Below are 21920 nucleotides of genomic sequence, written 5' to 3'. Positions count from 1 at the left end.
CAGACTCTCGCTACGCTGCGCCTCATGACTGCTACCGACGCCTGGGACCAGCGACTTCTCCTCGGCGGCGAGGTCCGCATATCCGGCTCGCGATGGCGCCTCGTGGGGTACCTCGCGATCGCCGTCGCCTTTGCTGTCGTCGGGGTCTGGATGTGGCTCGACGCCGCCACCAGCCGTCTGATGTCGGGCTTCGTCCTGGGATTCGCGGGGATCGGTGTGCTCGTCTTCCTGTGGCAGATCGTGCGGCCGGTGTTCTTCGTGGTCACGCGCGGGGGGATCCGCTATAAGGGACGCGCGTATCCCTGGGACGACCTGCTGGGTGTGGAGGAGATCAACATCGCGCGCGCCAGGATGGTGCTCCTGCGTCTCGACGAATCCGCCGCGGAGCGCATGGCATCGTCGTCGGGGACGACCCGGACGTTGATGGCGGCGGACACGGCGGTCGTCGGAGCACCCGGCATCAGCATCCCCGGGCCCTTTCCGCAGCACCGAGAGCTCGTGTCGTGGCTGGAGGCGACCCGGGCACGATTCTCCAGCCGCCCGTCCCGCCCCGACCCCTCGCCCGTCGACGGGCAGGACGCCTCGGCGGTCACGCCGCGCGACGTCGGTGCTCGGCGGGACTGATCCCGCGCTCACGCTTGAACGCGGCGCTCAGGGCGAAGGGCGTCGTGTACCCGACGGCGCGGGCCACCGCCGCCAGCGTCGCGGCGTCGTCGGCCAGCAGCAGGTCGGCCGCCAGGTCGAGGCGCCAGCCCGTGAGGTAGGCCATCGGCGGCTCGCCCACGAGCGCGGTGAAACGTCGTGCGAACGCCGCCCGGGACAGGCCGACCTCCCGCGCCAGCGACTCCACGCTCCACGGCCGCGCCGGATCGTCGTGAACGAGTCGCAGCGCGGCACGGACGGCCGGGTCGGCCTTGGCGCGGTACCAGCCGGGAGCGTCGGGCCGGTCCAGCCAGGTCCGTAGGCAGGTGATCAGGAGCAGGTCGAGCAGACGGTCCAGCACGGCCTCCTGGCCGGGGAGGTCCTGGACGACCTCCCGGGCGAGCAGGTCGATCACCGTGCCGTCGATCTCGCCCCGCCGCAGCACGACGCGATGCGGCAGGAGGCGCAGGATGCGTCGCCCGACCGCGCCGTCCAGGGGGTAGGTGCCGGTGACGATCACGGTCTCGCCGGCGGGGTCGTTGCCCCACGAGCGCACGCCGAAGGTCGTCATCTCAGAGGGTCCGCCGTCGATCGCGCGGCAGTCCTGCGGGTTCGGGCCGACGACGACGGTCGGTCGCGTGGCAGGGGAGTCGGCCACCACGTAGTGCTCCGGTCCGCGCAGCAGCACCACGTCGCCCGCCTCGACCCAGGTCCCGCTCTCGCCGCCTGTGCCCGACGGCGCCGCCGACGTGCCGTCGTCGTCGGCCCCGGTCGTCGTGGTCTCGTTCGGATCCAGCCACGCCCGTCCGCGCAGGACGGGGACGATGGTCAGCGGCGACTCGTCCTCGATGCGCATGCCCCACGGCGCCGTGAGGTGGCTGCGCAGCAGGAAGGCGCCCCGCGCCCGGGGGCCGTCGAGCAGACCGGCGACGACGTCCACCCGGTCAGGATAGCTTCGAGGACCGAGCTGTGGAGACGATCGCGCATGCCGCTGCGCGCCTCGGCCATGGATCGTCTCGCCTTGGCGCGGTGAGATCAAGGAGTGCGGACCACGCACACCGACTCACCTGGAGGTACCCATGACCATGCACAGCACCCCCCTCGAGATGTCCCGGCGCGAGAGCGCTCCGAGCGACGGCGTGGTCGCCGTCCTCGGCGGCACCGGCAAGACCGGTCGCCGGGTCACCCAGCGGCTGCACGACCTGGGTGTCCCGGTCCGTGCCGTCTCCCGCAGCACGACGCCGCGTTTCGAATGGGAGGACGAGTCCACCTGGGGGCCGGTCCTGGAGGGCGCGGCCGCCGTGTACGTCGCCTACGCGCCGGACCTCGCCGTCCCCGGCGCGCCGGAGGTCGTGACCCGCCTCGCCGCCCGAGCCCGGGACGCTGGCGTACGGCGTCTCGTGATGCTCACCGGACGGGGCGAGGAGGAGGCGCAGCGGGCCGAGCGGCTCGTCGCCGAGGTGTTCCCCGGGCGCACCGTCGTCCGGGCCGCATTCTTCGCCCAGAACTTCTCGGAGAGCTTCCTCCTCGACCCGGTGCGCGCCGGGTCGCTCGCGCTGCCGGTGGACGACGTCGGCGAACCGTTCGTCGACCTCGAGGACGTCGCCGACGTCGCGGTGGCAGCGCTCACCGACGAGCGGCACGCGGGCGAGACCTACGAGCTCACCGGACCGCGGCTGCTGACGTTCGCCGACGTGGTCGACGAGATCTCGGCCGCGAGCGGGCGCGAGGTCGCCTTCGTCCCGATCGGCATGGAGGACTTCACCGCCGGGCTGGCCGCGGTCGGTGTGCCGGACGTGGAGGTCGACCTGCTGCGCTACCTGTTTACCGAGGTGCTGGACGGTCGTGGCGCGTTCGTCACCGACGGCGTCCAGCGCGTGCTCGGCCGGCCGGCACGGGACGTCCACGAGTACGCCCAGCGGGAGGCGGCGGCCTGGCGGGCGGCGTCGTGAAGGCCCAGGAGGCCTTCGGCGTCCCGTGTCCTGCTCGTCGCGTCCTGCCCCGCGGCGGCCGCGACTGACACCAGACCGTGCCTCGCCTACGGTCGGGAGCATGGGCGATGTCGTGCAGGTCGTCACCACGACCGATTCCGAAGAGTCCGCGCTGCGACTCATGCAGAACGCCGTCGGGCGCCGACTGGTCGCGTGTGGCCAGGTCGACGGGCCGGTCACCAGCGCGTACTGGTGGGACAGTGCGGTGGAGACGTCCATCGAGTGGCGCCTGACCCTCAAGACGACGGCGGCTCGGGTCGGCGAGCTGCGGACCTGGCTGGTCGAGCAGCATCCGTACGACGTCCCCGAGGTGCTCGCCACGCCCGTGACCGACGGGAACCCCGACTACCTGGCGTGGGTGCGTTCCGAAGTCGGCTGAATGGGATCAGCCCGTCAGCCGCACCTCGGCGTCGTGCACCTCGATCGGGGCCGTGGTGTCCGTGGTGGTGAGCTCGCCGTCGATGTCGGTCCAGGTCGGCGTGCCGGTGATACGGAACTGGCCGTGCCAGGTGGTGGTGAGGCTCGCGGTGAAGGTCCCCGGTGCAGGGTAGGGAAGATGGACGGCGTCGGCGCTGTCCCAGCGACCGACGGGATGCTCGGTGGTCAGCGGCTCGGTCTCGTCGCCGGCGTCCCAGGTGAACTCGGCGGGGAGTGCCCGGATCTGGACCGGGACGCCCAGGAGCGTGGTGTCCATGACCTGGTCGGCGTCGGTGGTGCGGGGATGGATGCCGAAGTTGACGATGGCCCAGTCCCGATCGACCTCGAGCTCGATCTCGGCCGGTTCCACGGGCATGGTCCTAAAGGCGCGCTCGGCCTCGGCCCGCAGGTCGGCCGGCGTGACGCAGGTTCCCTCGCTGACCAGTGTCGGAGCGGACTCGGAGCCGTTGCCTGCCAGGGTGACGGCGAAGAGGCCCGGGAGCTCGTAGGCGTCGTCGGGGCAGTCGATGCCGGTCGCGATCGTCTCCGTGCCCTCCGCGCAGGCGTCGCGCAGGACGGTGTTCTCCAGATCGCTGAGCAGACAGTAGTGCACGGTGGCGCGGAAGTAGCGGGTGTCGGAGGCGGAGTCGTTGCTCGTGCCCTTGAGGAGGTCGTCCTGCTCTCTGAGCGTTGCGCCAACGTTGACCGCGGGTTCCTCGCCTGAATCGAGCCAGTTGTCGTAATCAGGCGTCCCGGCAGCTATTGCCGCCATGACTCCGACCGAGAACAGGATGTGTGATCGCATCTCAGTCTCCATCTGGAATCATGCCGAGCTCTACGAGGACCCAACTCCCATCCTTGAGGGCAACCTCCACTCGGCGTTCGCCGGTGCCACCGTCACTTGTGAACACCACTTCACCGGCGCGATCTAGGATCTCCGACGGGGACTCGTCGCCAGTGATGTCGACCGGCCAGATCCCGGTGACCGCATCTCGCTGATACACGGTGTCGACCGTGACACTGACGTCGCCGCCTTCGAAGATGTCGCCGCGCTCGGCAATGGTCTGGGCCTGGTCCAAGCGCGACGCGCAGTACTCGCACGAGCGGTGCGACCGTCTCTCCCACTCGGCGGTATCGCCCGTGACCATCATCGGTTGTTCCAAAGCGAGGATGTACTTCACCGCCGCCGCGGCGCCGTCGGCGTCCTTCTTGTCCATGGCGGCCGGGCGCTCCGGCTTCGACGGACCTGTCTCAGACGGCGAGGGCGACGGGCTCGGTTCTGCCGACGGTGGGTCCGACGCCGGCGTAGAAGCAGGTGGCGAGCTGGCGACGGCCTCCGGCGCGGGCTGATCGCCGGTGCAGCCGGTGAGCAGCGCGGCGCCGAGGACTGCCGCGGCGAGCGGTAGAAGCTGCAGGTGGTGCCGGGGTGTGCGCGCCATTGCGTCTCCAGGGCATCAGTGGCAGGAACGCCTCCCGACCCTAGCGACCCGGACACACCGGACGAAACCTCACGTCCCACCCTGTGGACAACCGCGTGCGATCTCGCGCAGAAATTGCCTACCTCGGCCAGAAGTTGCCTACCTCGGCGGAGTGGGAAGGGGAGGAAGAGGGTTCAGGCGAGCTGGGCGGTGAGGACGATGTCCTCGCCCACGTCGATCTGCACGTCGGCCAGCTGCACGCCGGGAGGCAGCGACGCCGACAGGTCGATCTTCCGGCCGGCCGCGGCCTCGAGACGGCCCCGGATCGCCCCGAGCATCGCGCCGACGATCGGGTTGCCGCTCGACAGCTCGACGTCGCCGATCGTGAGCACCATGGCGTCGTCGACGGACGCCGAGGCCGTCGCGGTCACCGTCGCGGACAGGAACGACTTCTTGATGCCCGCCTCGATCCGCAGCGACGCCTCGCGCGGCCCCGCCTGCTCGACCTGCAGGTCGAAGTCGTTGAGCGCGATGCCGTTGCCGGACAGCGCCACGGCGAGCAGACCCTGCACGGTGCCGGCCAGCCCGTCGCGGGACACCGCCACGCGCGCGTGCCCGGAGACGGGCGAGTCGTCGGTCGGCTCGACGAACTCCACGCCCACGGTGTCGTCGGCCGCGGTCACCCAGGAGAATTGCAGCCCGGTGATCTCGGTGGTCAGGTCGACGGGCAGGTCGACGGCGACCATCGGGTGCGCGTCGATCCGCAGCGTGCGCAGAGCCGCGGCCTCCCGCTCGGTGACCTGCGGTCGCCACGGCTCGGGCTTGTCCTGCGCGCCGGTCGGCATGCCGACCACCACGTCGGTCAGGTCGAGGTCGAGCGAGGCGACGTCGGCGCCGTCGAGCACCGGCAGGATCTTCGCGGCGTCCAGGCCCTGCACGCGGTCGCCGGCCAGGCCGACGAGCGCGGCACGCAGCCGGGCGGCCAGGTCCTGGTCCGAGTCCGGGCGCGGGGCAGTACCGAGGGGGAGCAGAGCGTCCATGCCGACGAGCCTAACCGCCACGGGTGCCCGACGGCGGCACCGGCGGAGGCGCGGGCGGCCCGCCCGCGTGAGGCTCGACACCCCGGGCGGCCTCGCGCCGTCGTCCACGTGCCCGCAGCATCCGCCAGATCAGGATCGCGAGCACGACGACGAGGGGGATCACCAGCAGCGGCACGAGGATCGCCGCCAACGACAGCCCCACCGACGCGCCGTCCTCCGCCGTGGACAGCACCGGGGCGGCCAGCCCGCCGGTCGCGGCGTTGGCGCCGGCACGCAGCGCCGCCTTGGTCAGGTGCACGGCGAGCGCCAGCACGATGCCGAGCACCACCGGGACCCAGGCGCCGGAGTCCACGAACGCGCCCGGGTCCTCCACCCGCGTGGTCGACGACGTCGCCCCGGCGCCGAAGGCGATCCCGCCCGCACCGGGCCGCACCACCGTCTGGACGAGGTCGCTCGCCGAGTCGAGCACCGGCACCTTGTCGCCGACCACCTCGAGCGCGAGCAGCACGGCGAGCACCAGCAGCACCCAGCCGTTCTCGAGCCAGGCCCAGCCGCTCGGCAGGGTCAGCAGGTCCGTGTACCGGGCGAGCAGACCGAGCGCCAGCAGCGGGATCCACGCGTTCAGCCCGGCGGCGAGCGCGAGGCCGGTCCCGGTGGCGAGCTCCAGCATCAGCGCCCCCGCGTCAGAGCTCCACGAGCGGGTTGTGCCCCGCGATGACCCGCTCGCCGTCACGCACCGGACCCGGCGCGGTGCCGCCACCCCACGGGTCGCCGCCGAACGACTCGCGGCCGTGCGGCGTCAGCCAGCCGGAGGTGTCGGGCCCGCACGGGATGATCTGGGTGGGATTGATGTCGGTGTGCACCACGTAGTAGTGCTCCTTGATCTGCTCGAAGTCGACGGTGTCGCCGAACCCGGGCAGCTGGAACAGGTCGCGGGCGTACGCCCACAGCACCGGCATCTCGGTCAGCTTGTTCCGGTTGCACTTGAAGTGCCCGTGGTAGACGGCGTCGAACCGCACCAGGGTCGTGAACAGCCGCACGTCGGCCTCGGTGACCCGGTCGCCCATGAGGAAGCGGCGCGTGCTGAGCCGGTCCTCCAGCCAGTCCATCGCGGTCCAGAGCCGCAGGTAGGCCGCCTCGTAGGCGTCCTGGGAGCCCGCGAAACCGCACCGGTAGACGCCGTTGTTGACCTCGGTGAAGACGCGCCGCATGACGGACTCCATCTCGGCGGCCTCGTCGGGATCGGTGGGCCACAGGGCCGGCGCGCCCGCCCGGTGGTGCTCGGTCCACTCGCCCGACAGGTCGCGCGTGATCAGGTCGAAGTCGTTCGTCACGACGGCGCCGTCACGCGTGTCCACGATCGCCGGCACCGTGATGCCGCGCGGGTACTGCGGGTCCCGGGCGAAGAACGCCTCCTGCAGGCGCTCGATGCCGAGCACCGGGTCCCGGCCGTCCGGGTCGAGGTCGAACGTCCAGCTGCGCTCGTCGTGGGTCGGGCCGGGCATCCCGATGCTGAGCACGTCCTCGAGACCCAGCAGCCGCCGCACGATGATCGAACGGTTCGCCCACGGGCAGGCCCGGGCCGCCACGAGCCGGTACCGGCCCGGCTCGACCGGGAAGCCGTCGGCCCCGTCGCGGGTGATCCGGGTCGAGAGGTAGTTCTGGTCGCGCACGTACTCCTGGCCGGGCACCGTGTAGGTGCCGCCCTGGGCGTGCTCGGGGCGCTCCGCCGTCGTGCCGGGGCTCGTCTGCTGCTCGCTCACTTCGTCGCCTTCGCTGTCTTGGCTGTGGACTTCTGGGCCTTCTTGAACTCGCGGACCTCCTGCAGGGTCTCCGCGCTGGTCACGTCCGCGATCGAGCGGCGCGACCCGTCGTCGCCGTAGTGCCCGGCGGCCTCGCGCCACCCGTCCGGCTCGACGCCGCGCTGCTTGCCCAGCAGCGCCAGGAAGATCTGCGCCTTCTGCGCGCCGAACCCGGGCAGGGCGTTCAGCCGCTTCACCACCTCGGCCCCGGTCGGGGCCTCGCCGGCGGCCCCCGGGTCGGTCCAGATCCGGGTCACGTCCCCGTCGTAGTCGTCGACGACGGCGCGTGCCACGGCCTGCACCCGCCCGGCCATGGAGCGGCCGTAGCGGTGGATCGCCGGGGGAGTGGTCGCCATCTCGACGAACGCGTCGGGGTCGGCGTCGGCGATCGCGGCCGGGTCGAGCGTGCCGAACCGGTCGGCGATCTTGCGCGGGCCCGCGAACGCGTGCTCCATCGGGTACTGCTGGTCCAGCAGCATCCCGATCAGCAGCGCGAACGGGTCCTCGGCGAGCAACCGGTCCGTGGCGTCGTCACCGGTGATCCAGAGCGCGTCAGTCATGCCCCCATCCTGCCCGATAGCCTCGCGGAATGGCTCGACACCCGAACGTCCTGGCCGGCTCCCTCGTCGCCGTGCTCACCGTCACCGGCACCCTGCACTTCCTCCGGCCCCGCGTGTTCGAGGGGCTGATCCCCGAGGCACTGGGGTCCCCGCGCGCCTGGGTCTACGGCAGCGGCGTGGCCGAGCTCGCGTGCGCCGCTGCGGTTGCGGTCCCGGCCACGCGTCGTGTCGGCGGGTACGCCTCCGCGGCGCTGTTCGTCGGGGTGTTCCCCGGCAACGTGAAGATGGCGCTCGACTCCCACCCGGGCGCGCGGCACTGGTCGCGCAAGCCGTCGGTCGCCTGGGGCCGGCTGCCGCTGCAGGTCCCGCTGGTCGCGTGGGCCTGGAGGGTGGCCCGCAGCGCCGGGTGAGCTCTCCCCGTCCGAGCCTGTCCACAGGCTGTGGAAACCGTGAGCGGACGGACCCGGATCATCCCTAGCGTCCGTGGGCATGACCTTCCGATGGCGCACCCTGTGGCCGGCCCTGCTCGTCCTGCTCCTCGGAGGCTGCTGGTCACCGGCCACGTACCGGGGACCGGAGCCGCCCGGTGCCGCCCCGCCGGCTCCGGCCACCGCGGAGGCGGCCGAGGCCGACGTCCACGCCTTCTTCGCGGCGTTCGAGCAGGTCGTCCTCACCGGGGACGAGGACTACTGGCTCCAGCGGTCGTCGCCCGACTGCTTCTTCTGCGTCACGATGGCGGAGACCGGTGCGGGCTTCGGGTTCGGCGCCGGCCTCCAGGACGGGGACGTCCGCTCGCTGGCCGGGGCCGACCTCTCGGGCTACGACGTCACCACGCTGGCGGCCGCGCTCGACGGCGACGACGGCGCCGTCGTCGACGTCCGGCTCGAGCTGGGGATCGTCGGTCTCGCCCTCGTCCCGCCGGAGATGGTCGCCCCGGACGGCACCGTCGACGTCCGCGAGATGGCGGCCGAGGAGGGTGCGCACCGGGCGCGCGTCCACCTGTCCCACGACGGGACCCGCTGGGTCGTCGACGACGTCACCCGGATGCCCGGCGACGCCGGCGTGGCGTCCCTCAACGCCGATCCCGAGCAGGCCGAGGCGCTCGCCGGGCGGGACGAGATGCCGACGGTCGAGGACGCGGTCGCGGTCGCGCAGCGGTTCCTCGACCTGGAGCGCGAGGTGGCTCGCACCGGCGAGACGAGCGAGATCGAGGCGCTGATCGGACCGGACTGCGCGGGGTGCCGGGCGCGTGTCCGGCTGGCCCAGGAGAGGTACGCATCGGTCGACGAGTACATCGGCGGTCGCAGCGACGTCGAGCTTCTCCGCCAGATCCCGCACGAGGAGATCTTCGACACCACGGGGGTCGACGAGGCGCTCCTGCAGCGGATCTTCCTGCTGGACACCCTGGTCCACCAGGACCGGACCGTGCGGCGCTCTCCCGACGGCGACGTCGTGGCGCCGGCCACGACCCACGGCCTCGTGGTGGCGCTGTACCTCGACGACCAGGACCGCTGGGAGCTCGACTCGATGATGGAGGCCCCGTGATCGACTCGGGCGGCCTACTGTTCGTCGAACGTCAGCACCGGCCGCCCGGTGCGCGGATGGCGCAGCACCGTGGTGCGCACCCCGTAGGTCGGGTCGATGACCTCGGGCACCAGGACCTCCTCGACGGGTCCGGCCGCGACGACGTGCCCGGCCGGCTCCGGGGCGAGCACGACGACGTGGTCGCACGTCGCGGCGGCCAGGGACAGGTCGTGCAGCGCGGCCAGCACGGTGACGCCGTCGGCCGCGAGCTCGCCGACCAGCCGCATCGTGGCGAGCTGGGCGGCCACGTCGAGGTGGTTGGTCGGCTCGTCGAGGAGCAGCACACGCGGCTGCTGCGCGAGCGCCCGCGCCATGTGCACCCGCTGGCGCTCGCCCCCGGACAGCGTCGAGATCTCGCGGGCGGCCAGGTCGCCCGCGCCGGCCCGCTCGAGGGCGGACCGCGCGATCGTGTGGTCGTCCTCGGTGGGGCCGGCCAGCACCGAGCGGTGCGGGGTGCGGCCCAGCAGGACGGCGTCGAAGACCGTGACCGGCAGCTCGGACGCGGCGTCCTGCTCCACGAAGGCCAGCGTTCGGGCCCGACGACGGCGCCGCATCGTCAGCAGGTCCTCCGGCTCACCGACGCCGGAAGGACCGTCGGCGCCGGCGGCACCGTCGGCTGCAGCGGATTCCCCGGCCCCGGCCGAGTCGGCGCCGCCGTGCCGCGGGACCAGGGCGACGCGGCCGCCGTCGGGCCGCTCCACCCCGGCGATCAGGCGCAGCAGGCTCGACTTGCCGGTCCCGTTCGGCCCGAGCAGGCCGGTCAAGGCACCCGGGGGAGCGGTGACGTCGACGTCGTCGAGGATCAGTCGGTCGCCCACCGACCAGCGCACCCGGTCGGCGGCCAGTCCGGTGCCGGACGACGCCGCGCCCTGCAAGGGTGCGTCGGCCACCGGCGTCCGGGTGCCCGGGCGGTGCTCCGAGGTCTGCGTCATGCGCGGGCCCGTCCCTTCCAGAGCAGCACGGCGAATACGGGCGCACCGATCGCGGCGGTGACGATCCCGACCGGCAGCTCGCGCGGGGCGAAGACGGTGCGGGCCAGGGTGTCGGCCCAGATGAGGAACGTCGCCCCGCAGAGCATGGACAGCGGCAGCAGGGCGCGGTGCCGGGCACCGGTGATCATCCGCACCGCGTGCGGCAGGATGAGGCCGACGAACCCGATGGCCCCGGACTGCGAGACCAGGGCGCCGGTCAGCAGCGCGACGCCGATCAGCAGCACCCAGCGCACCCGGGCCACCGGCACGCCGAGCGTCGCGGCGGCCGTGTCACCGAAGGTGAAGGCGTCCAGCACCGACCCGGTCGAGGCCAGCAGCGTGCCCAGCACGAGCACCGCGCCGCCGGCGATCAGCACCGACGACCACTCGGCCCCGGCCACCGACCCGAGCATCCAGGACAGGATCTCGCGGTACTGGTCGCCCTGGGCGGACCAGAAGATGACGAAGCTGGTCGCCGCGGCCGCGAGCTGGGACACCGCCAGCCCGGCCAGCACGGTCCGCCCGGGGGAGAGTCCGCCGGCGCCCCGTCCGGCGGCCGTGGCCAGCGCCAGGGTCGCGACCAGGGCGGCGGCCGCGCCGACGAACGCCGCGACCGGCAGCACGGCGAGCCAGCCGAGCACGAGCACGCTGACCGCGCCCAGCGACGCTCCCGAGCTGAGGCCCAGCAGGTAGGGGTCGGCCAGCGGGTTGCGGGTCAGCGACTGCATCACCACTCCGCACACCGCGAGCCCCGCGCCCACGGCCGCGGCGGTGAGCACCCGGGGAAGCCGCAGCTGCCACACGATGCCGTCGTCGAGCCGGTCCGGCGCGGCGATCCCCAGCAGGTCGCCCAGCCCGAGCCGCGTCGCCACGACCTGCCCGACGTCCGACGGCGTCAGCCCGGCCGGGCCGATCGCGACCGTGACGACGACGCTGGCCAGCAGCACCGCCGTCGTCGCGCCGAGCCACGCCAGCAGCCGGCCCCGCGAGAGCGTCGCGGGGGCCGGTGCCGTGCGTGCTGCGGTCTCAGTCGGCAATCTCGAGCTCCGCGAGCTGGTCGGCGAGGTCGGCGACGGCGTCGGCGTTGCGCACGCCCGCCTCGGTGGCCGGGAACGGCACGACGAGGTAGCGCTCCTCGCGCACCGCGGTCAGCTCCGCGGTGGCCGGGTTGTCCTCGAGGCGGGCGATCTTGTCGTCGGCCGAGTTCCACACGGCGTCCACCAGGACGATGACGTCCGGGTCGGCGTCGACGATCTCCTCCCAGGACAGCGACGTCCAGGTGTCCTCGACGTCGCCGGCGACGTTGGACAGCCCGACGGCCTCCAGGATCATCTGCGGGGCACCGATGCCGGCCCCGACGTAGGGGATGTCGCTGCCCGAGGAGTACCACAGGGCGCTCAGCTCCCGGTCGTCCGGGGTGACCCCGTCGAGAGTCTCCTGCTGCTCCGCGACGAGCGCGGCGGCGGCGTCGTTCGCGTCGAAGATCGCGCCGACCTCGCTGATCTCGGCGAAGACCTCCTCGAAGGTCAGCGGGTTCGGCATGTACTCGGGCGCCTTGCAGGCCGCGGGTGCGACGTAGCTGTGCACCCCGAGCGAGTCGAGGGTCTCGCGGTCGCCGGCGCCGTCGGCCGCGACGTTCGACTCCCAGCCCGCGTAGACCAGGTCCGGCTCCAGCTCGAGGACCGCCTCGGTGCCGGGCACCTCGTCGCTGAAGGGATCGGCGACGGCCGTGCCCTCGGCGTCCTCGGCCAGCCAGTCCGGCACGGGGCCGTCGAGGAAGGCCGATCCGACGATGCGGTCGCCGAGGCCGAGCGCCAGCAGCGTCTCGGCGGTGGAGGACTTGACGGTGACGACGCGCTCGGGCGCGGCGTCGAACGTCACCTCGGTCCCGCAGTTGTCGAGGGTCAGCGGGTACCCGGTCCTGATGCCGTCGGACACGGCGGACTCGGACGGTCCCGCGGACGCTGCACCGTCGGCCGGCGGCGAGCCGGTCGAGCAGGCGGCGAGGGAGGCGACGGCGAGGGTTGCGAGGGTCAGGGCAGCGATACGCGCTCGGGGCACGGGCGGGACTCCCGGAAGGCAGGGGGTGGCGTCGATGGCAGGTGCGTCATCTCGCACCGACCGGACCTGCGGCCCAGAGAGTGGGGCCGCACCGACGGGCGATTCACCGGTGCCCGTGGTCCGCGAGGTCTTCCACCCTAGTACGCGCCCCGACCGGCCCGGAGTTGTGGGCATGAAATCTGCAACTCGGACGGGGCCCAGGCTGCAGATTTCATGCCCACAACGGGTCGGGGATTACGGGGTGATGACGGTCCGCGTCCGACGGCGGATCCGGCGCGGCGCGCGGCGCTCGCGGTGGCAGGGTGGGACGCATGAGCACCCGAGGAAACGGCTGGTGGGCCGCCCTGGCCGGCGTCGTCGCCGCCGGCGCCGGTCTGGCGCTGGCCGAGCTGATCGCCGCCTGGGTCGACCCGGCCTCCTCCCCGGTGCTCGCCCTGGGCGGGGTGGTGGTCGACTCGGTCCCGCCGTGGCTCAAGGACGTCGCCGTCGAGTGGTTCGGCACCGCGGACAAGCTCGTGCTGCTGTCCACGATGGGCGTCGTGCTGGCCGCGGGCGCGGCGCTGTCCGGGTGGCTGGAGCTGCGTCGGCCCCCCGCGGGCCGGGTCCTGCTGGGTGCGGTGGGCGCCGTCATGGCGCTCGTCGCCGCGACCCGGCCCGAGGCCACGCCGCTGTGGGCCGCCCCGGCGGTCGTCGGCGTCGGCGCCGCGGTGGTGCTGCTGCGGCTCCTCGTCGCGCGCGTGCCGGCGCCTGCCACCACCGCCGCGGTACCGGTCGCCGCCGGCGGGATCGGCGCCGAGCCGGCCGACACGACGGCTGGCACGGAGGCCGAGACCGGCGCCTCGCGCCGCACCTTCCTGGTCTGGGCCGGTGCGACCGCCGTCGGCGGTGTCCTGGCCCTGGCGGCCTCGCGTACCCTGGCCGCCGGCAGCCGAGCGGTCGAGGTGGTCCGCGAGGCCATCCGTCTGCCGGGCGCGGCGACCCCCGCGCCCGCCGTGCCTTCCGGCGCCGACCTGGGCGTCGAGGGGCTCACGCCCTACGTCACACCGAACCCGGACTTCTACCGCATCGACACCGCCCTGCGGGTGCCGAAGGTCGACCCGGCGACCTGGTCGCTGCGGGTCACCGGTCTCGTGGACGAGCCGTTCGAGATCTCCTGGGACGAGCTGCTCGACCTGCCGATGACCGAGCACCACGTGACGTTGTGCTGCGTGTCCAACCAGGTCGGCGGCGACCTCATCGACAACGCGCTGTGGCTCGGCTACCCGGTCCGCGAGCTCCTGGCCCGCGCCGGCCCGCAGGCCGACGCGGACATGGTGCTGTCGTCCTCCGTCGACGGCTGGACGGCGGGGACCCCCTTGGAGGCGCTGACCGACCCCGACCGGGAGGCCCTGCTAGCGATCGGCATGAACGGCGAGCCCCTGCCCGAGGAGCACGGTTTCCCGGCGCGCCTCGTCGTGCCGGGACTGTACGGCTACGTCTCGGCGACCAAGTGGGTCACCGAGCTGAAGGTCACCCGCTTCGCCGACGACGAGGGCTACTGGACCCCGCGCGGCTGGTCGGCGCGAGGGCCGGTCAAGCTGCACTCGCGCATCGACGTGCCGCGCCCCGGCACCCCGCTCGAGCCGGGCCCCGTCACGCTCGCCGGGGTCGCCTGGGCCCAGCACACCGGCATCTCTGCCGTCGAGGTGCGCGTGGACGACGGCGACTGGATGCCCGCCGAGCTCGCCGACACCGTCGGCCCGGACACGTGGCGCCAGTGGCGGTACGTCTGGGACGCCACAGCCGGCGACCACAGCGTGCTCGTGCGGGCCGTCGACGCCGACGGCCAGGTGCAGACCGAGGAGGAGGCGCCACCGGCACCGGACGGCGCGACCGGCCACCACTCGTTCGGCCTCTTCGTCGGCTGATGCCACGGCCGGCCGCCGCCGGCGCTCACGCGCTCCCGACGGCCAGGGCGACGGCCGCGGCCACCTCCTCGACGTCGTCGCGCACCATCCCGACGGTGAGCCGCAGGTGCGGGCCGCCGTCGGCCGCCGAGCCCTCCCGGCCGGCGTGGAACGGTGACCCGGGGGCGGCCCGGATCCCCGCGGCCTCCAGGCGGACGAGAGCGGTGTCCTCGTCGGCCACCGCCAGCCACAGGTTCACCCCGTCGCCGGCCTGTGCCACGACGCCGTGCCGTTCCAGGGCGGCGACGAACCCGCGCTGGCGGGCGAAGTACATCCGGCGGGCGTGCTCGACGGCCGCGATGGCGTCGGAGTCGGTGAGCAGGTCGGCCAGGACGCGTTGCAGCAGGCGGCTGGTCCAGCCGGGCCCGAGCATGCGCCGGGCCACCAGGGGGTCGAGCACCGTGGCCGGTCCGCCGACGGTCGCGATGCGCAGGTCGGGGCCGTGCGACTTGGAGTACGAGCGCACGTGCACCACGCGGTCGGGAAGGTAGGACCCGAGGCTGACGTCCCGGGCCGAGGCGATGAGGCCGGAGTGGTCGTCCTCGAGGACGACGACGTCGGGGCCGTGCGCGCGCAGCAGGCGCGCGAGCTCGCGGGCCCGCGTCGAGGTCAGGCTGCGTCCGGTCGGGTTCTGCGCGCGCGGCTGGAGCACGACGGCGCGCACCCCGCGCCGCAGGGCCTGCGCCAGGGACTCCGGGCGCACGCCGTGGCCGTCGAGCGCGAGCGGCACCCGCTCCAGGCCGAGCTGGTCCAGGACGTCGAATACGGGCGGGAACCCGGGGTCCTCGACCGCGACGCGGTCGCCGAAACCCGCCACCTGCTCCAGCGTGCGCTCGATGGCGTCCAGGGCGCCGTCGACGACGGTGACGCGCTGCGGCAGGAACGGCCAGGTCTCGCGCTGCAGCGTCTCGAGGTCCGGCAGCAGGGGCGCGTCGAGGTAGCTGCCGGTGTCGGCGGCCGGGTCGTCGGCGGCGGCGCGGCGCAGCGCGGCGCCCAGGCGGGGGAGCAGGGCCGGGTCGGGCGTCCCGCCGGACAGGTCGAGGCGGCGGGCGTCGCCCCGCGCGGCGGACCGGACCCCCGACCGCGGACCGCCGTCGGCCATCGACCGGTACCGCGGGGGCAGCCAGCCGCGCGGTTCGGGCAGCACGACGGTGCCGGCGCGGCCCCGGGACGTGACGAGCCCGACGGCGGACAGCGCCTGGAACGCGCCGCTGACCGTGGCCGGGCTGACACCGAGGGCCGCGGCGAGGTCGCGCACGGTCGGTAGGCGGTCGCCGGGCCGGAGCTCGCCGGAGCGCACCACCCGGGACAGCGTGGCGGCGATGCCGCGGGGGCTGGGGTCGGTGACCCGTGCAGCGAGCCGCGCGGCGTCGAGGTCGTGCTCGGGCTGCTGATCCTGAGGCATGCGCTCCTCCTGCGGTGACCGAAGTGTCCGACTCGGAGTGTTTACATCGCCGGCCCGAGTCGACCCGGTACCGAAAACGGTCGGTGACGCCACAGAAATGTTCAAGCCCCAGAGTCACATTCATTCGTCCGATGGGCAGCCGGCATCCCGGCGGGCCGCATCGCCAGCCAGACCTCGGGAGGTCCTCCATGAGCGTGGTACGCGTCGCATTCACCCAGGCCCGCTGGGCCGGCGACAAGGAGTCGATGATCGCGCTGCACGAGCGCTGGACGCGCGAGGCCGCCGAGCAGGGCGCGCAGGTCGTCGCCTTCCAGGAGCTGTTCTACGGCCCCTACTTCGGCATCACCCAGGACACCGAGTACTACGACTACGCCGAGTCCGTCCCCGGCCCGACCGTCGACCGCTTCGCCGCGCTGGCGAAGGAGCTCGGCGTCGTGATGGTGCTCCCCGTCTACGAGGAGGAGCAGCCGGGCGTGCTGTACAACACCGCGGCCGTCATCGACGCCGACGGCACCTACCTCGGCAAGTACCGCAAGCACCACATCCCGCACCTGCCGAAGTTCTGGGAGAAGTTCTACTTCCGCCCCGGCAACCTCGGCTACCCCGTCTTCGACACGAGCGTGGGCAAGATCGGCGTCAACATCTGCTACGACCGGCACTTCCCCGAGGGCTGGCGCGTGCTGGCCCTGAACGGCGCCGAGATCGTGTTCAACCCGAACGCCACCGCCCCCGGCGTCTCCAACCGGCTGTGGGAGATCGAGCAGCCCGCCGCGGCGGCCGCCAACGGCTACTTCATCGTCGCGAACAACCGCGTCGGCCTGGAGGACAACGAGTACGGCGACGAGGCGGTCCAGTTCTACGGCAGCTCGTACGCCGTCGGCCCCGACGGCAACTACGTGGGCGACGTCGCCAGCGACAGCGACGACGAGCTCGTGATCCGCGACCTCGACCTCGGCCAGATCCGTGAGGTCCGCCGGCGCTGGCAGTTCTTCCGCGACCGCCGGCCGGACGCCTACGGCCCGATCGTCGCCCCGTGACCCGCCCCGCACGCGCCCACGACAGGAGGACCCCTTGAAGACCCTCATCACCGGCGGCACCGTCGTCAACGCCAGCGGCCGCTCGCGGGCCGACGTGCTCATCGACGGCGAGCAGATCGTCGCCCTGCTGGAACCCGGATCCACCCTGTTCGGCGTCGATCTCGCGGCCTCCGTCGACAAGGTCGTGGACGCCACGGGCAAGTACGTCGTGCCCGGCGGGATCGACGCCCACACCCACATGGAGATGCCGTTCGGCGGCACGTTCGCCGCCGACACCTTCACCACCGGCACGACGGCGGCCGCCTGGGGCGGGACGACGACGATCGTCGACTTCGTGGTCCAGTACCCCGACCAGAACGTCCTCGACCAGTACGCCCTGTGGCACGACAAGGCCGCCGGGAACTGTGCCGTCGACTACGGCTTCCACCAGATCCTGTCCGACGTGCAGGACTCGTCGCTGGCCGCGATGGACGAGCTCATCGACGAGGGCGTGACCAGCTTCAAGCTGTTCATGGCCTACAAGGGCGTGTTCCTCTCCGACGACGGCCAGATCCTGCGGGCCATGCAGAAGGCCGCCGACAACGGCGCCATGATGATGATGCACGCCGAGAACGGCGCCGTCATCGACGTCCTCGTGCAGCAGGCGCTCGCCGCCGGCAACACGTCCCCGTTCTTCCACGGCACTACCCGCCCGTGGCAGGCCGAGGCCGAGGCCACGAGCCGGGCCATCATGCTCGCCGACCTCACCGGTGCTCCGCTGTACGTCGTGCACGTCTCGGCCAAGCAGGCCGTCGAGCAGATCGCCCTGGCCCGCGACAAGGGCCAGAACGTGTTCGGCGAGACGTGCCCGCAGTACCTCTACCTGTCCCTGGAGGAGCAGCTCGGCGCCGTGAGCGAGCAGTGGGGCGACTTCGAGGGCGCCAAGTGGGTGTGCTCCACCCCGCTGCGCTCGAAGCACGAGGGCCACCAGCACCACATGTGGCAGGCCCTGCGCACCAACGACCTGCAGCTCGTCTCCACCGACCACTGCCCGTTCTGCATGGCCGACCAGAAGGAGCTCGGGCGCGGCGACTTCTCCAAGATCCCCAACGGCATCGGGTCGGTCGAGCACCGTATGGACCTGATGTACCAGGGCGTGGTCACCGGTCAGATCTCGCTGGAGCGCTGGGTGGAGATCACCTCGGTCACCCCGGCGCGGATGTTCGGCATGTACGGACGCAAGGGCGTGCTCGCCCCGGGCGCCGACGCCGACGTCGTGGTCTACGACCCGGCCGGCCACACCTCCATCGGCCTGGGCAAGACGCACCACTCGAACCTCGACTACTCGCCCTGGGAGGGCTTCGAGATCGACGGCCACGTCGACACGGTGATCTCGCGCGGGCAGGTCCTGGTCGCCGACGACGAGTTCGTCGGCCGCGTCGGGCACGGCAAGTACGTCAAGCGCGACCTGTCCCAGTACCTCGTCTGAGCGAGGGAGAAGGAGCACCCCATGGACTTCGGTGTCGTCCTGCAGACCGACCCGCCCGCCTCCCGCGTCGTCGAGCTCACGCGCCAGGCCGAGAACCACGGCTTCGACTACGCGTGGACCTTCGACTCGCACCTGCTGTGGCAGGAGCCGTTCGTCATCTACTCGGCGATGCTCGCCGCCACCCGCAAGATCACCGTGGGGCCGATGGTCACCAACCCGGCCACCCGCGACTGGACGGTCCTGGCCTCGCTGTTCGCCACGCTCAACGACATGTACGGCAACCGCACCGTCTGCGGCATCGGTCGCGGCGACTCGGCGGTGCGCACCCTCAACGGCCGGCCCTCGAACCTGGCGACCCTGCGCGACGCCGTCCACGTCATCCGTGAGCTCGGCAACTCCCGCGAGGCCGAGGTGGGGGAGCGGACCGTCCGCTTCCCGTGGAGCCACGGCTCCGAGCTGGACGTCTGGGTCGCCGCGTACGGGCCCAAGGCGCTCGCCCTGACCGGTGAGGTGGGTGACGGGTTCATCCTGCAGCTCGCCGACCCGGACATCGCCGCGTGGATGATCAAGGCCGTCCGCGACTCCGCCGAGGCCGCCGGGCGGGACCCCGACGACGTGACGTTCTGCGTCGCCGCCCCCGGCTACACGGGTGACGGGTCCTCGCCGGCCGCCCGGGCGCACATGCGCGAGCAGTGCCGGTGGTTCGGCGGCATGGTCGGCAACCACGTCGCCGACATCGTGCGGCGCTACGGCACGGACTCGGCGATCCCGCAGGCGCTGACCGACTACATCCGCGACCGCGAGGGCTACGACTACAACGAGCACGGCCGCGCCGGGAACACCCACACCGCGTTCGTCCCCGACGAGATCGTCGAGCGGTTCTGCCTGCTCGGCTCCCCGCACGAGCACGTCGAGAAGCTCCAGGCGCTGCGCGAGCTCGGCGTCGACCAGTTCGCCCTCTACCTGCAGCACGACAACAAGGACGACACGCTGCGCACCTACGGCGAGCGCGTCATCCCGGCCATGCGCGAGCCGGTGGTGGCGAGCGCATGAGACGCCAGGTGCTCCTGGGCGCCGCCGGCGTCGGGGCGCTGGCGCTGCTGTGGGAGGGGTACAAGCTGGTGGCGCCCGACGACGGCGTCGTGGTCGGCGGGCTCACCGTCCTGCCCCGCACGAACGACATCGCCATGCCGCACCTGTGGGACATGGCGGCCCGGGCGGCCGAACCGGTGAACTCCGCCACGGACGCCCTGCCGCTGTGGGTCGCCGTGCTGATCGCCGCCGCGTTCACCCTCGGGGTGGCCGCCGTCGGCTGGGTCGTCGGCGTCGTCGTCGGGCTGGGCACCGCCACCCTCATGCAGCGCTTCCGCACCGCCGAGTCCGCGCTGCTGCCCTGGGTGGTGCTGTCCCAGACGGTGCCGCTCATCGCGCTCGCGCCGCTGGTGCGGCGGTGGGGCAGCCAGCTCGAGGTCGGCACCTTCGACTGGCAGGACTGGATGTCGGTCGCCGTGATCGCGTCCTACCTGGCGTTCTTCCCCGTCTCGGTCGGCGCGCTGCGCGGGCTGTCCTCCCCGGACGCCGTGCACCTGGACCTCATGCGTTCCTACGGGGTCGGGTGGTGGCGCACCTACCGCAGCCTGCGCCTGCCGGCCGCCGTGCCCCACCTGATCCCCGCCCTGCGCCTGGCGGCGGCGAACGCGGTCATCGGCACCGTCGTCGCGGAGGTCTCCATCGGCCTGCGCGGCGGGATCGGCCGGATGATCGTCGAGTTCGGCGCCAGCGCCAGCGCCGACCCCGCCAAGCAGTGGTCGCCGATCTTCGGCGCCGTCCTCGTCGGTCTCGTCGCCGCGGGCGTGTGCGCCCTGATCGCCCGCGGCCTGGCCCGCTACCGCGTCTCGGAGGTCTCATGAACTCGTCCGCGCCCACCCGCGCCATCGCGACGTCGGCCGGCCCGGCCGGCACCCCGGTCGGGACCGCCCCCGACGCGCACGCCGCGGCCGCCGTCGAGGTCCGCGGCGTCACCCGGCGCTTCACCTCGCGGTCCGGTGAGGTCGTCGCGCTGTCCGACGTCGACCTCACCGTCCGCGCCGGGGAGTTCGTCTCGCTCATCGGCCCGTCGGGCTGCGGCAAGTCCACGCTGCTGCGGCTGATCGCCGACCTCGACGAGCCCACCGCCGGCGAGCTGTCCGTCTTCGGCCGGCCGCCCCGGGTGGCCCGGCAGAACCACGACTTCGGCATCGCCTTCCAGCAGGCCGGGCTGCTGCCGTGGCGCAGCGTGCGCACCAACGTCGAGCTGCCGCTGCAGCTGCACGGCACCGGGCGCGGCGCTCGCCGCGCCCGGGCCACCGAGCTGCTGGAGATGGTCGGGCTGGCCGACTTCGCCGAGCACCTGCCGCACCAGCTCTCCGGCGGGATGCAGCAGCGCGTCGCCATCGCCCGGGCGCTCGCCGAGCGGCCCAGCCTGCTGCTGATGGACGAGCCCTTCGGTGCGCTGGACGAGATGACCCGCGAGCACGTCCAGACCGAGCTGCTGCGGCTGCGCGCCGAGACCGGGGCCGCCGTCGTGTTCGTCACCCACTCCATCCCGGAAGCGGTCTACCTCTCGGACCGCGTGGTCGTGATGTCCGCCCGCCCCGGCCAGGTGCGCGAGGTCGTGCCGGTCGGCCTCGGCGAGGCCCACGACCGCAGCGACGACGTCCGCGAGGACGACGCCTTCTTCGACCGGGTGCGGGCCGTGCGCGAGGCGCTGCACGGCACCGACGGCACCACACCCCGGGGGGTGGACCGGCGATGACCCGATCAGCGACGACCACCTGGCGCCGCGCCGAGGTCGTCCTCGCCCCCGTCCTGCTCGGGCTGCTCGCCCTGGCGCTGTGGGAGACCGCCGTCGTCGTGCTCGAGCTGCGACCGTTCGTCGTGCCCAGCCCGACCAGCATCGGCGCCGAGCTCACCGGCAACGCCGGCATCATCACCACCGCCGCGCTCTCCACGGCCCTCAACGCCTGGTGGGGACTGGTGATCGGCGTCGTCGTCGCGCTGGTCGCGGCCGCGGTCTCCGCCGCCGTGCGCACGATCGACGAGATGTCGGCGCCCCTGGCCGCCGCCGCGGCCGTCGTGCCGATCGTCGCCCTCGCCCCGGTGCTCTACACGATGTTCGGGGCGAGCACCCAGACCGCGCGGGTCGCCGTGGCCGCGATCGTGTCCTTCGTCCCGGTGTACGTCAACACCCTGCGGGGCCTGCGCACCGTGGCCCCGGTGCACCGCGACCTGCTGCGCGCCTATGCCGCGACCCGCCGGCAGGCGACGCTCACCGTCACCCTGCCCGGTGCACTGCCGTTCTTCTTCAGCGGCCTGCGGGTCGCCACCTCGCTGGCCGTGATCTCCGCCCTGGTCGCGGAGTACTTCGGCGGGCCGGTGGACGGGCTCGGCAAGGCGATCACGTCGGCCGTGTCGTCGAGCAACTACCCGCTGGCGTGGGCCTACGTCGTGGGAGCCGTCGTCGTCGGGCTCCTGTTCTTCTGCGGCAGCTCCGGGCTGGAGCGGGCGGTCCTGCACCGCCGCTCCCAGCGCTGACCCGG

Annotated in this window: 23 protein-coding genes; 12 read left to right on the top strand and 11 right to left on the bottom strand. The window is 73.1% G+C overall.

Annotated elements, in window-relative coordinates; genetic code table 11:
* Positions 1–24: 24 nt before the first annotated feature.
* Positions 25–624: an STM3941 family protein gene (locus tag V5O49_RS07650; protein ID WP_332901688.1), complete on the top strand. Its 600-nt coding sequence runs from the start codon at positions 25–27 to the stop codon at positions 622–624.
* Here the strand turns inward: V5O49_RS07650 and V5O49_RS07645 are convergent.
* A complete protein-coding gene (locus V5O49_RS07645) occupies positions 590–1582 on the bottom strand; it encodes an AraC family transcriptional regulator (protein ID WP_332901687.1) in 993 nt (330 codons plus the stop codon). The two genes, V5O49_RS07650 and V5O49_RS07645, sit on opposite strands and share 35 nt — an antisense overlap.
* Positions 1583–1721: 139 nt before the next feature.
* Here V5O49_RS07645 and V5O49_RS07640 point away from each other — a divergent pair, with 139 nt between their 5' ends.
* Both V5O49_RS07640 and cutA read left to right on the top strand, forming a co-directional pair.
* Positions 1722–2594 carry a Rossmann-fold NAD(P)-binding domain-containing protein gene (locus V5O49_RS07640; protein WP_332901686.1) on the top strand — a complete coding sequence of 291 codons (873 nt, stop codon included), beginning with the start codon at positions 1722–1724 and terminating at the stop codon, positions 2592–2594.
* A 100-nt stretch (positions 2595–2694) separates the two neighbouring features.
* A complete protein-coding gene (cutA, locus tag V5O49_RS07635) occupies positions 2695–3012 on the top strand; it encodes a divalent-cation tolerance protein CutA (RefSeq protein ID WP_332901685.1) in 318 nt (105 codons plus the stop codon).
* Between the two features lie 6 nt (positions 3013–3018).
* Here the strand turns inward: cutA and V5O49_RS07630 are convergent, their stop codons facing one another.
* From V5O49_RS07630 to V5O49_RS07605, 6 genes are all read right to left on the bottom strand, one after another.
* Complete coding sequence (locus tag V5O49_RS07630) at positions 3019–3855, bottom strand: hypothetical protein (protein ID WP_332901684.1); 837 nt, start codon at positions 3853–3855, stop codon at positions 3019–3021.
* Between the two features lies 1 nt (position 3856).
* Positions 3857–4489 carry a DUF6318 family protein gene (locus tag V5O49_RS07625; protein WP_332901683.1) on the bottom strand — a complete coding sequence of 211 codons (633 nt, stop codon included), beginning with the start codon at positions 4487–4489 and terminating at the stop codon, positions 3857–3859.
* Between the two features lie 173 nt (positions 4490–4662).
* Positions 4663–5508: a hypothetical protein gene (locus tag V5O49_RS07620; protein ID WP_332901682.1), complete on the bottom strand. Its 846-nt coding sequence runs from the start codon at positions 5506–5508 to the stop codon at positions 4663–4665.
* Between the two features lie 10 nt (positions 5509–5518).
* Positions 5519–6178, bottom strand: a complete 660-nt coding sequence (locus V5O49_RS07615; protein ID WP_332901681.1) for a DUF4126 domain-containing protein — start codon at positions 6176–6178, stop codon at positions 5519–5521.
* A gap of 13 nt (positions 6179–6191) precedes the next feature.
* A complete protein-coding gene (locus tag V5O49_RS07610; RefSeq protein ID WP_405001150.1) occupies positions 6192–7271 on the bottom strand; it encodes a glutathione S-transferase family protein in 1080 nt (359 codons plus the stop codon).
* Entirely contained in the window at positions 7268–7870 is a 603-nt protein-coding gene (locus V5O49_RS07605) for an HhH-GPD-type base excision DNA repair protein (protein WP_332901680.1), read from the bottom strand. The genes V5O49_RS07610 and V5O49_RS07605 overlap by 4 nt, the downstream gene beginning before the upstream one ends.
* 29 nt (positions 7871–7899) lie before the next feature.
* Between V5O49_RS07605 and V5O49_RS07600 the strand changes: the two genes are divergently transcribed.
* Entirely contained in the window at positions 7900–8280 is a 381-nt protein-coding gene (locus tag V5O49_RS07600) for a DoxX family protein (protein ID WP_332901679.1), read from the top strand.
* 79 nt (positions 8281–8359) lie between these two features.
* Positions 8360–9415, top strand: a complete 1056-nt coding sequence (locus tag V5O49_RS07595; protein WP_332901678.1) for a hypothetical protein — start codon at positions 8360–8362, stop codon at positions 9413–9415.
* A 14-nt stretch (positions 9416–9429) separates the two neighbouring features.
* Here the strand turns inward: V5O49_RS07595 and V5O49_RS07590 are convergent, their stop codons facing one another.
* From V5O49_RS07590 to V5O49_RS07580, 3 genes are read right to left on the bottom strand one after another with little or no spacing between them, the layout of a single operon-like run.
* Positions 9430–10386: an ATP-binding cassette domain-containing protein gene (locus tag V5O49_RS07590; RefSeq protein ID WP_332901677.1), complete on the bottom strand. Its 957-nt coding sequence runs from the start codon at positions 10384–10386 to the stop codon at positions 9430–9432.
* On the bottom strand, positions 10383–11462 hold the full coding sequence (locus V5O49_RS07585) for a putative F420-0 ABC transporter permease subunit (RefSeq protein ID WP_405001149.1): 1080 nt from the start codon (positions 11460–11462) through the stop codon (positions 10383–10385). The genes V5O49_RS07590 and V5O49_RS07585 overlap by 4 nt, the downstream gene beginning before the upstream one ends.
* A complete protein-coding gene (locus V5O49_RS07580; RefSeq protein WP_278237021.1) occupies positions 11452–12486 on the bottom strand; it encodes a putative F420-0 ABC transporter substrate-binding protein in 1035 nt (344 codons plus the stop codon). Before V5O49_RS07580 ends, V5O49_RS07585 begins: the two co-directional genes overlap by 11 nt.
* 311 nt (positions 12487–12797) lie before the next feature.
* Between V5O49_RS07580 and V5O49_RS07575 the strand changes: the two genes are divergently transcribed.
* Entirely contained in the window at positions 12798–14393 is a 1596-nt protein-coding gene (locus tag V5O49_RS07575; RefSeq protein WP_332901676.1) for a molybdopterin-dependent oxidoreductase, read from the top strand.
* Between the two features lie 25 nt (positions 14394–14418).
* On the opposite strand, the gene V5O49_RS07570 is transcribed toward V5O49_RS07575, so the two are convergent.
* Entirely contained in the window at positions 14419–15837 is a 1419-nt protein-coding gene (locus tag V5O49_RS07570) for an aminotransferase class I/II-fold pyridoxal phosphate-dependent enzyme (RefSeq protein WP_332901675.1), read from the bottom strand.
* Positions 15838–16025: 188 nt separating this feature from the next.
* Here V5O49_RS07570 and V5O49_RS07565 point away from each other — a divergent pair, with 188 nt between their 5' ends.
* The 6 genes from V5O49_RS07565 to V5O49_RS07540 are packed head-to-tail and all read left to right on the top strand — an operon-like array spanning position 16026 to position 21915.
* Positions 16026–16874: a nitrilase-related carbon-nitrogen hydrolase gene (locus tag V5O49_RS07565; RefSeq protein ID WP_278237024.1), complete on the top strand. Its 849-nt coding sequence runs from the start codon at positions 16026–16028 to the stop codon at positions 16872–16874.
* A gap of 34 nt (positions 16875–16908) precedes the next feature.
* A complete protein-coding gene (hydA, locus tag V5O49_RS07560) occupies positions 16909–18342 on the top strand; it encodes a dihydropyrimidinase (protein ID WP_332901674.1) in 1434 nt (477 codons plus the stop codon).
* 21 nt (positions 18343–18363) lie between these two features.
* Positions 18364–19395, top strand: coding sequence for a TIGR03842 family LLM class F420-dependent oxidoreductase (locus tag V5O49_RS07555; protein WP_332901673.1), 1032 nt, complete (start codon positions 18364–18366; stop codon positions 19393–19395).
* On the top strand, positions 19392–20252 hold the full coding sequence (locus V5O49_RS07550) for an ABC transporter permease (protein WP_332901672.1): 861 nt from the start codon (positions 19392–19394) through the stop codon (positions 20250–20252). The genes V5O49_RS07555 and V5O49_RS07550 overlap by 4 nt, the downstream gene beginning before the upstream one ends.
* Positions 20249–21136 (top strand): ABC transporter ATP-binding protein, encoded by an 888-nt coding sequence (locus V5O49_RS07545; RefSeq protein WP_332901671.1) that lies wholly within the window; start codon positions 20249–20251, stop codon positions 21134–21136. Before V5O49_RS07550 ends, V5O49_RS07545 begins: the two co-directional genes overlap by 4 nt.
* A complete protein-coding gene (locus tag V5O49_RS07540) occupies positions 21133–21915 on the top strand; it encodes an ABC transporter permease (RefSeq protein ID WP_332901670.1) in 783 nt (260 codons plus the stop codon). The genes V5O49_RS07545 and V5O49_RS07540 overlap by 4 nt, the downstream gene beginning before the upstream one ends.
* Positions 21916–21920 lie beyond the last annotated feature (5 nt).

The organism is Isoptericola haloaureus, from assembly GCF_036689775.1.
Taxonomy (GTDB): Bacteria; Actinomycetota; Actinomycetes; order Actinomycetales; family Cellulomonadaceae; genus Isoptericola; species Isoptericola haloaureus.
The sequence above is the reverse complement of the archived record's forward strand: the minus strand, read 5'-3'. Positions and strand labels throughout refer to the sequence as shown.

What these genes read in the sequence shown, in the direction of transcription:
- V5O49_RS07650 (WP_332901688.1), top strand. Translation starts at nt 25, where the DNA reads ATGACTGCTACCGACGCCTGGGACCAGCGACTTCTCCTCGGCGGCGAG.
- V5O49_RS07640 (WP_332901686.1), top strand. Translation starts at nt 1,722, where the DNA reads ATGACCATGCACAGCACCCCCCTCGAGATGTCCCGGCGCGAGAGCGCT.
- cutA (WP_332901685.1), top strand. Translation starts at nt 2,695, where the DNA reads ATGGGCGATGTCGTGCAGGTCGTCACCACGACCGATTCCGAAGAGTCC.
- V5O49_RS07630 (WP_332901684.1), bottom strand. Translation starts at nt 3,855, where the DNA reads ATGCGATCACACATCCTGTTCTCGGTCGGAGTCATGGCGGCAATAGCT.
- V5O49_RS07625 (WP_332901683.1), bottom strand. Translation starts at nt 4,489, where the DNA reads ATGGCGCGCACACCCCGGCACCACCTGCAGCTTCTACCGCTCGCCGCG.
- V5O49_RS07620 (WP_332901682.1), bottom strand. Translation starts at nt 5,508, where the DNA reads ATGGACGCTCTGCTCCCCCTCGGTACTGCCCCGCGCCCGGACTCGGAC.
- V5O49_RS07615 (WP_332901681.1), bottom strand. Translation starts at nt 6,178, where the DNA reads ATGCTGGAGCTCGCCACCGGGACCGGCCTCGCGCTCGCCGCCGGGCTG.
- V5O49_RS07605 (WP_332901680.1), bottom strand. Translation starts at nt 7,870, where the DNA reads ATGACTGACGCGCTCTGGATCACCGGTGACGACGCCACGGACCGGTTG.
- V5O49_RS07600 (WP_332901679.1), top strand. Translation starts at nt 7,900, where the DNA reads ATGGCTCGACACCCGAACGTCCTGGCCGGCTCCCTCGTCGCCGTGCTC.
- V5O49_RS07595 (WP_332901678.1), top strand. Translation starts at nt 8,360, where the DNA reads ATGACCTTCCGATGGCGCACCCTGTGGCCGGCCCTGCTCGTCCTGCTC.
- V5O49_RS07590 (WP_332901677.1), bottom strand. Translation starts at nt 10,386, where the DNA reads ATGACGCAGACCTCGGAGCACCGCCCGGGCACCCGGACGCCGGTGGCC.
- V5O49_RS07575 (WP_332901676.1), top strand. Translation starts at nt 12,798, where the DNA reads ATGAGCACCCGAGGAAACGGCTGGTGGGCCGCCCTGGCCGGCGTCGTC.
- V5O49_RS07570 (WP_332901675.1), bottom strand. Translation starts at nt 15,837, where the DNA reads ATGCCTCAGGATCAGCAGCCCGAGCACGACCTCGACGCCGCGCGGCTC.
- V5O49_RS07565 (WP_278237024.1), top strand. Translation starts at nt 16,026, where the DNA reads ATGAGCGTGGTACGCGTCGCATTCACCCAGGCCCGCTGGGCCGGCGAC.
- V5O49_RS07555 (WP_332901673.1), top strand. Translation starts at nt 18,364, where the DNA reads ATGGACTTCGGTGTCGTCCTGCAGACCGACCCGCCCGCCTCCCGCGTC.
- V5O49_RS07550 (WP_332901672.1), top strand. Translation starts at nt 19,392, where the DNA reads ATGAGACGCCAGGTGCTCCTGGGCGCCGCCGGCGTCGGGGCGCTGGCG.
- V5O49_RS07545 (WP_332901671.1), top strand. Translation starts at nt 20,249, where the DNA reads ATGAACTCGTCCGCGCCCACCCGCGCCATCGCGACGTCGGCCGGCCCG.
- V5O49_RS07540 (WP_332901670.1), top strand. Translation starts at nt 21,133, where the DNA reads ATGACCCGATCAGCGACGACCACCTGGCGCCGCGCCGAGGTCGTCCTC.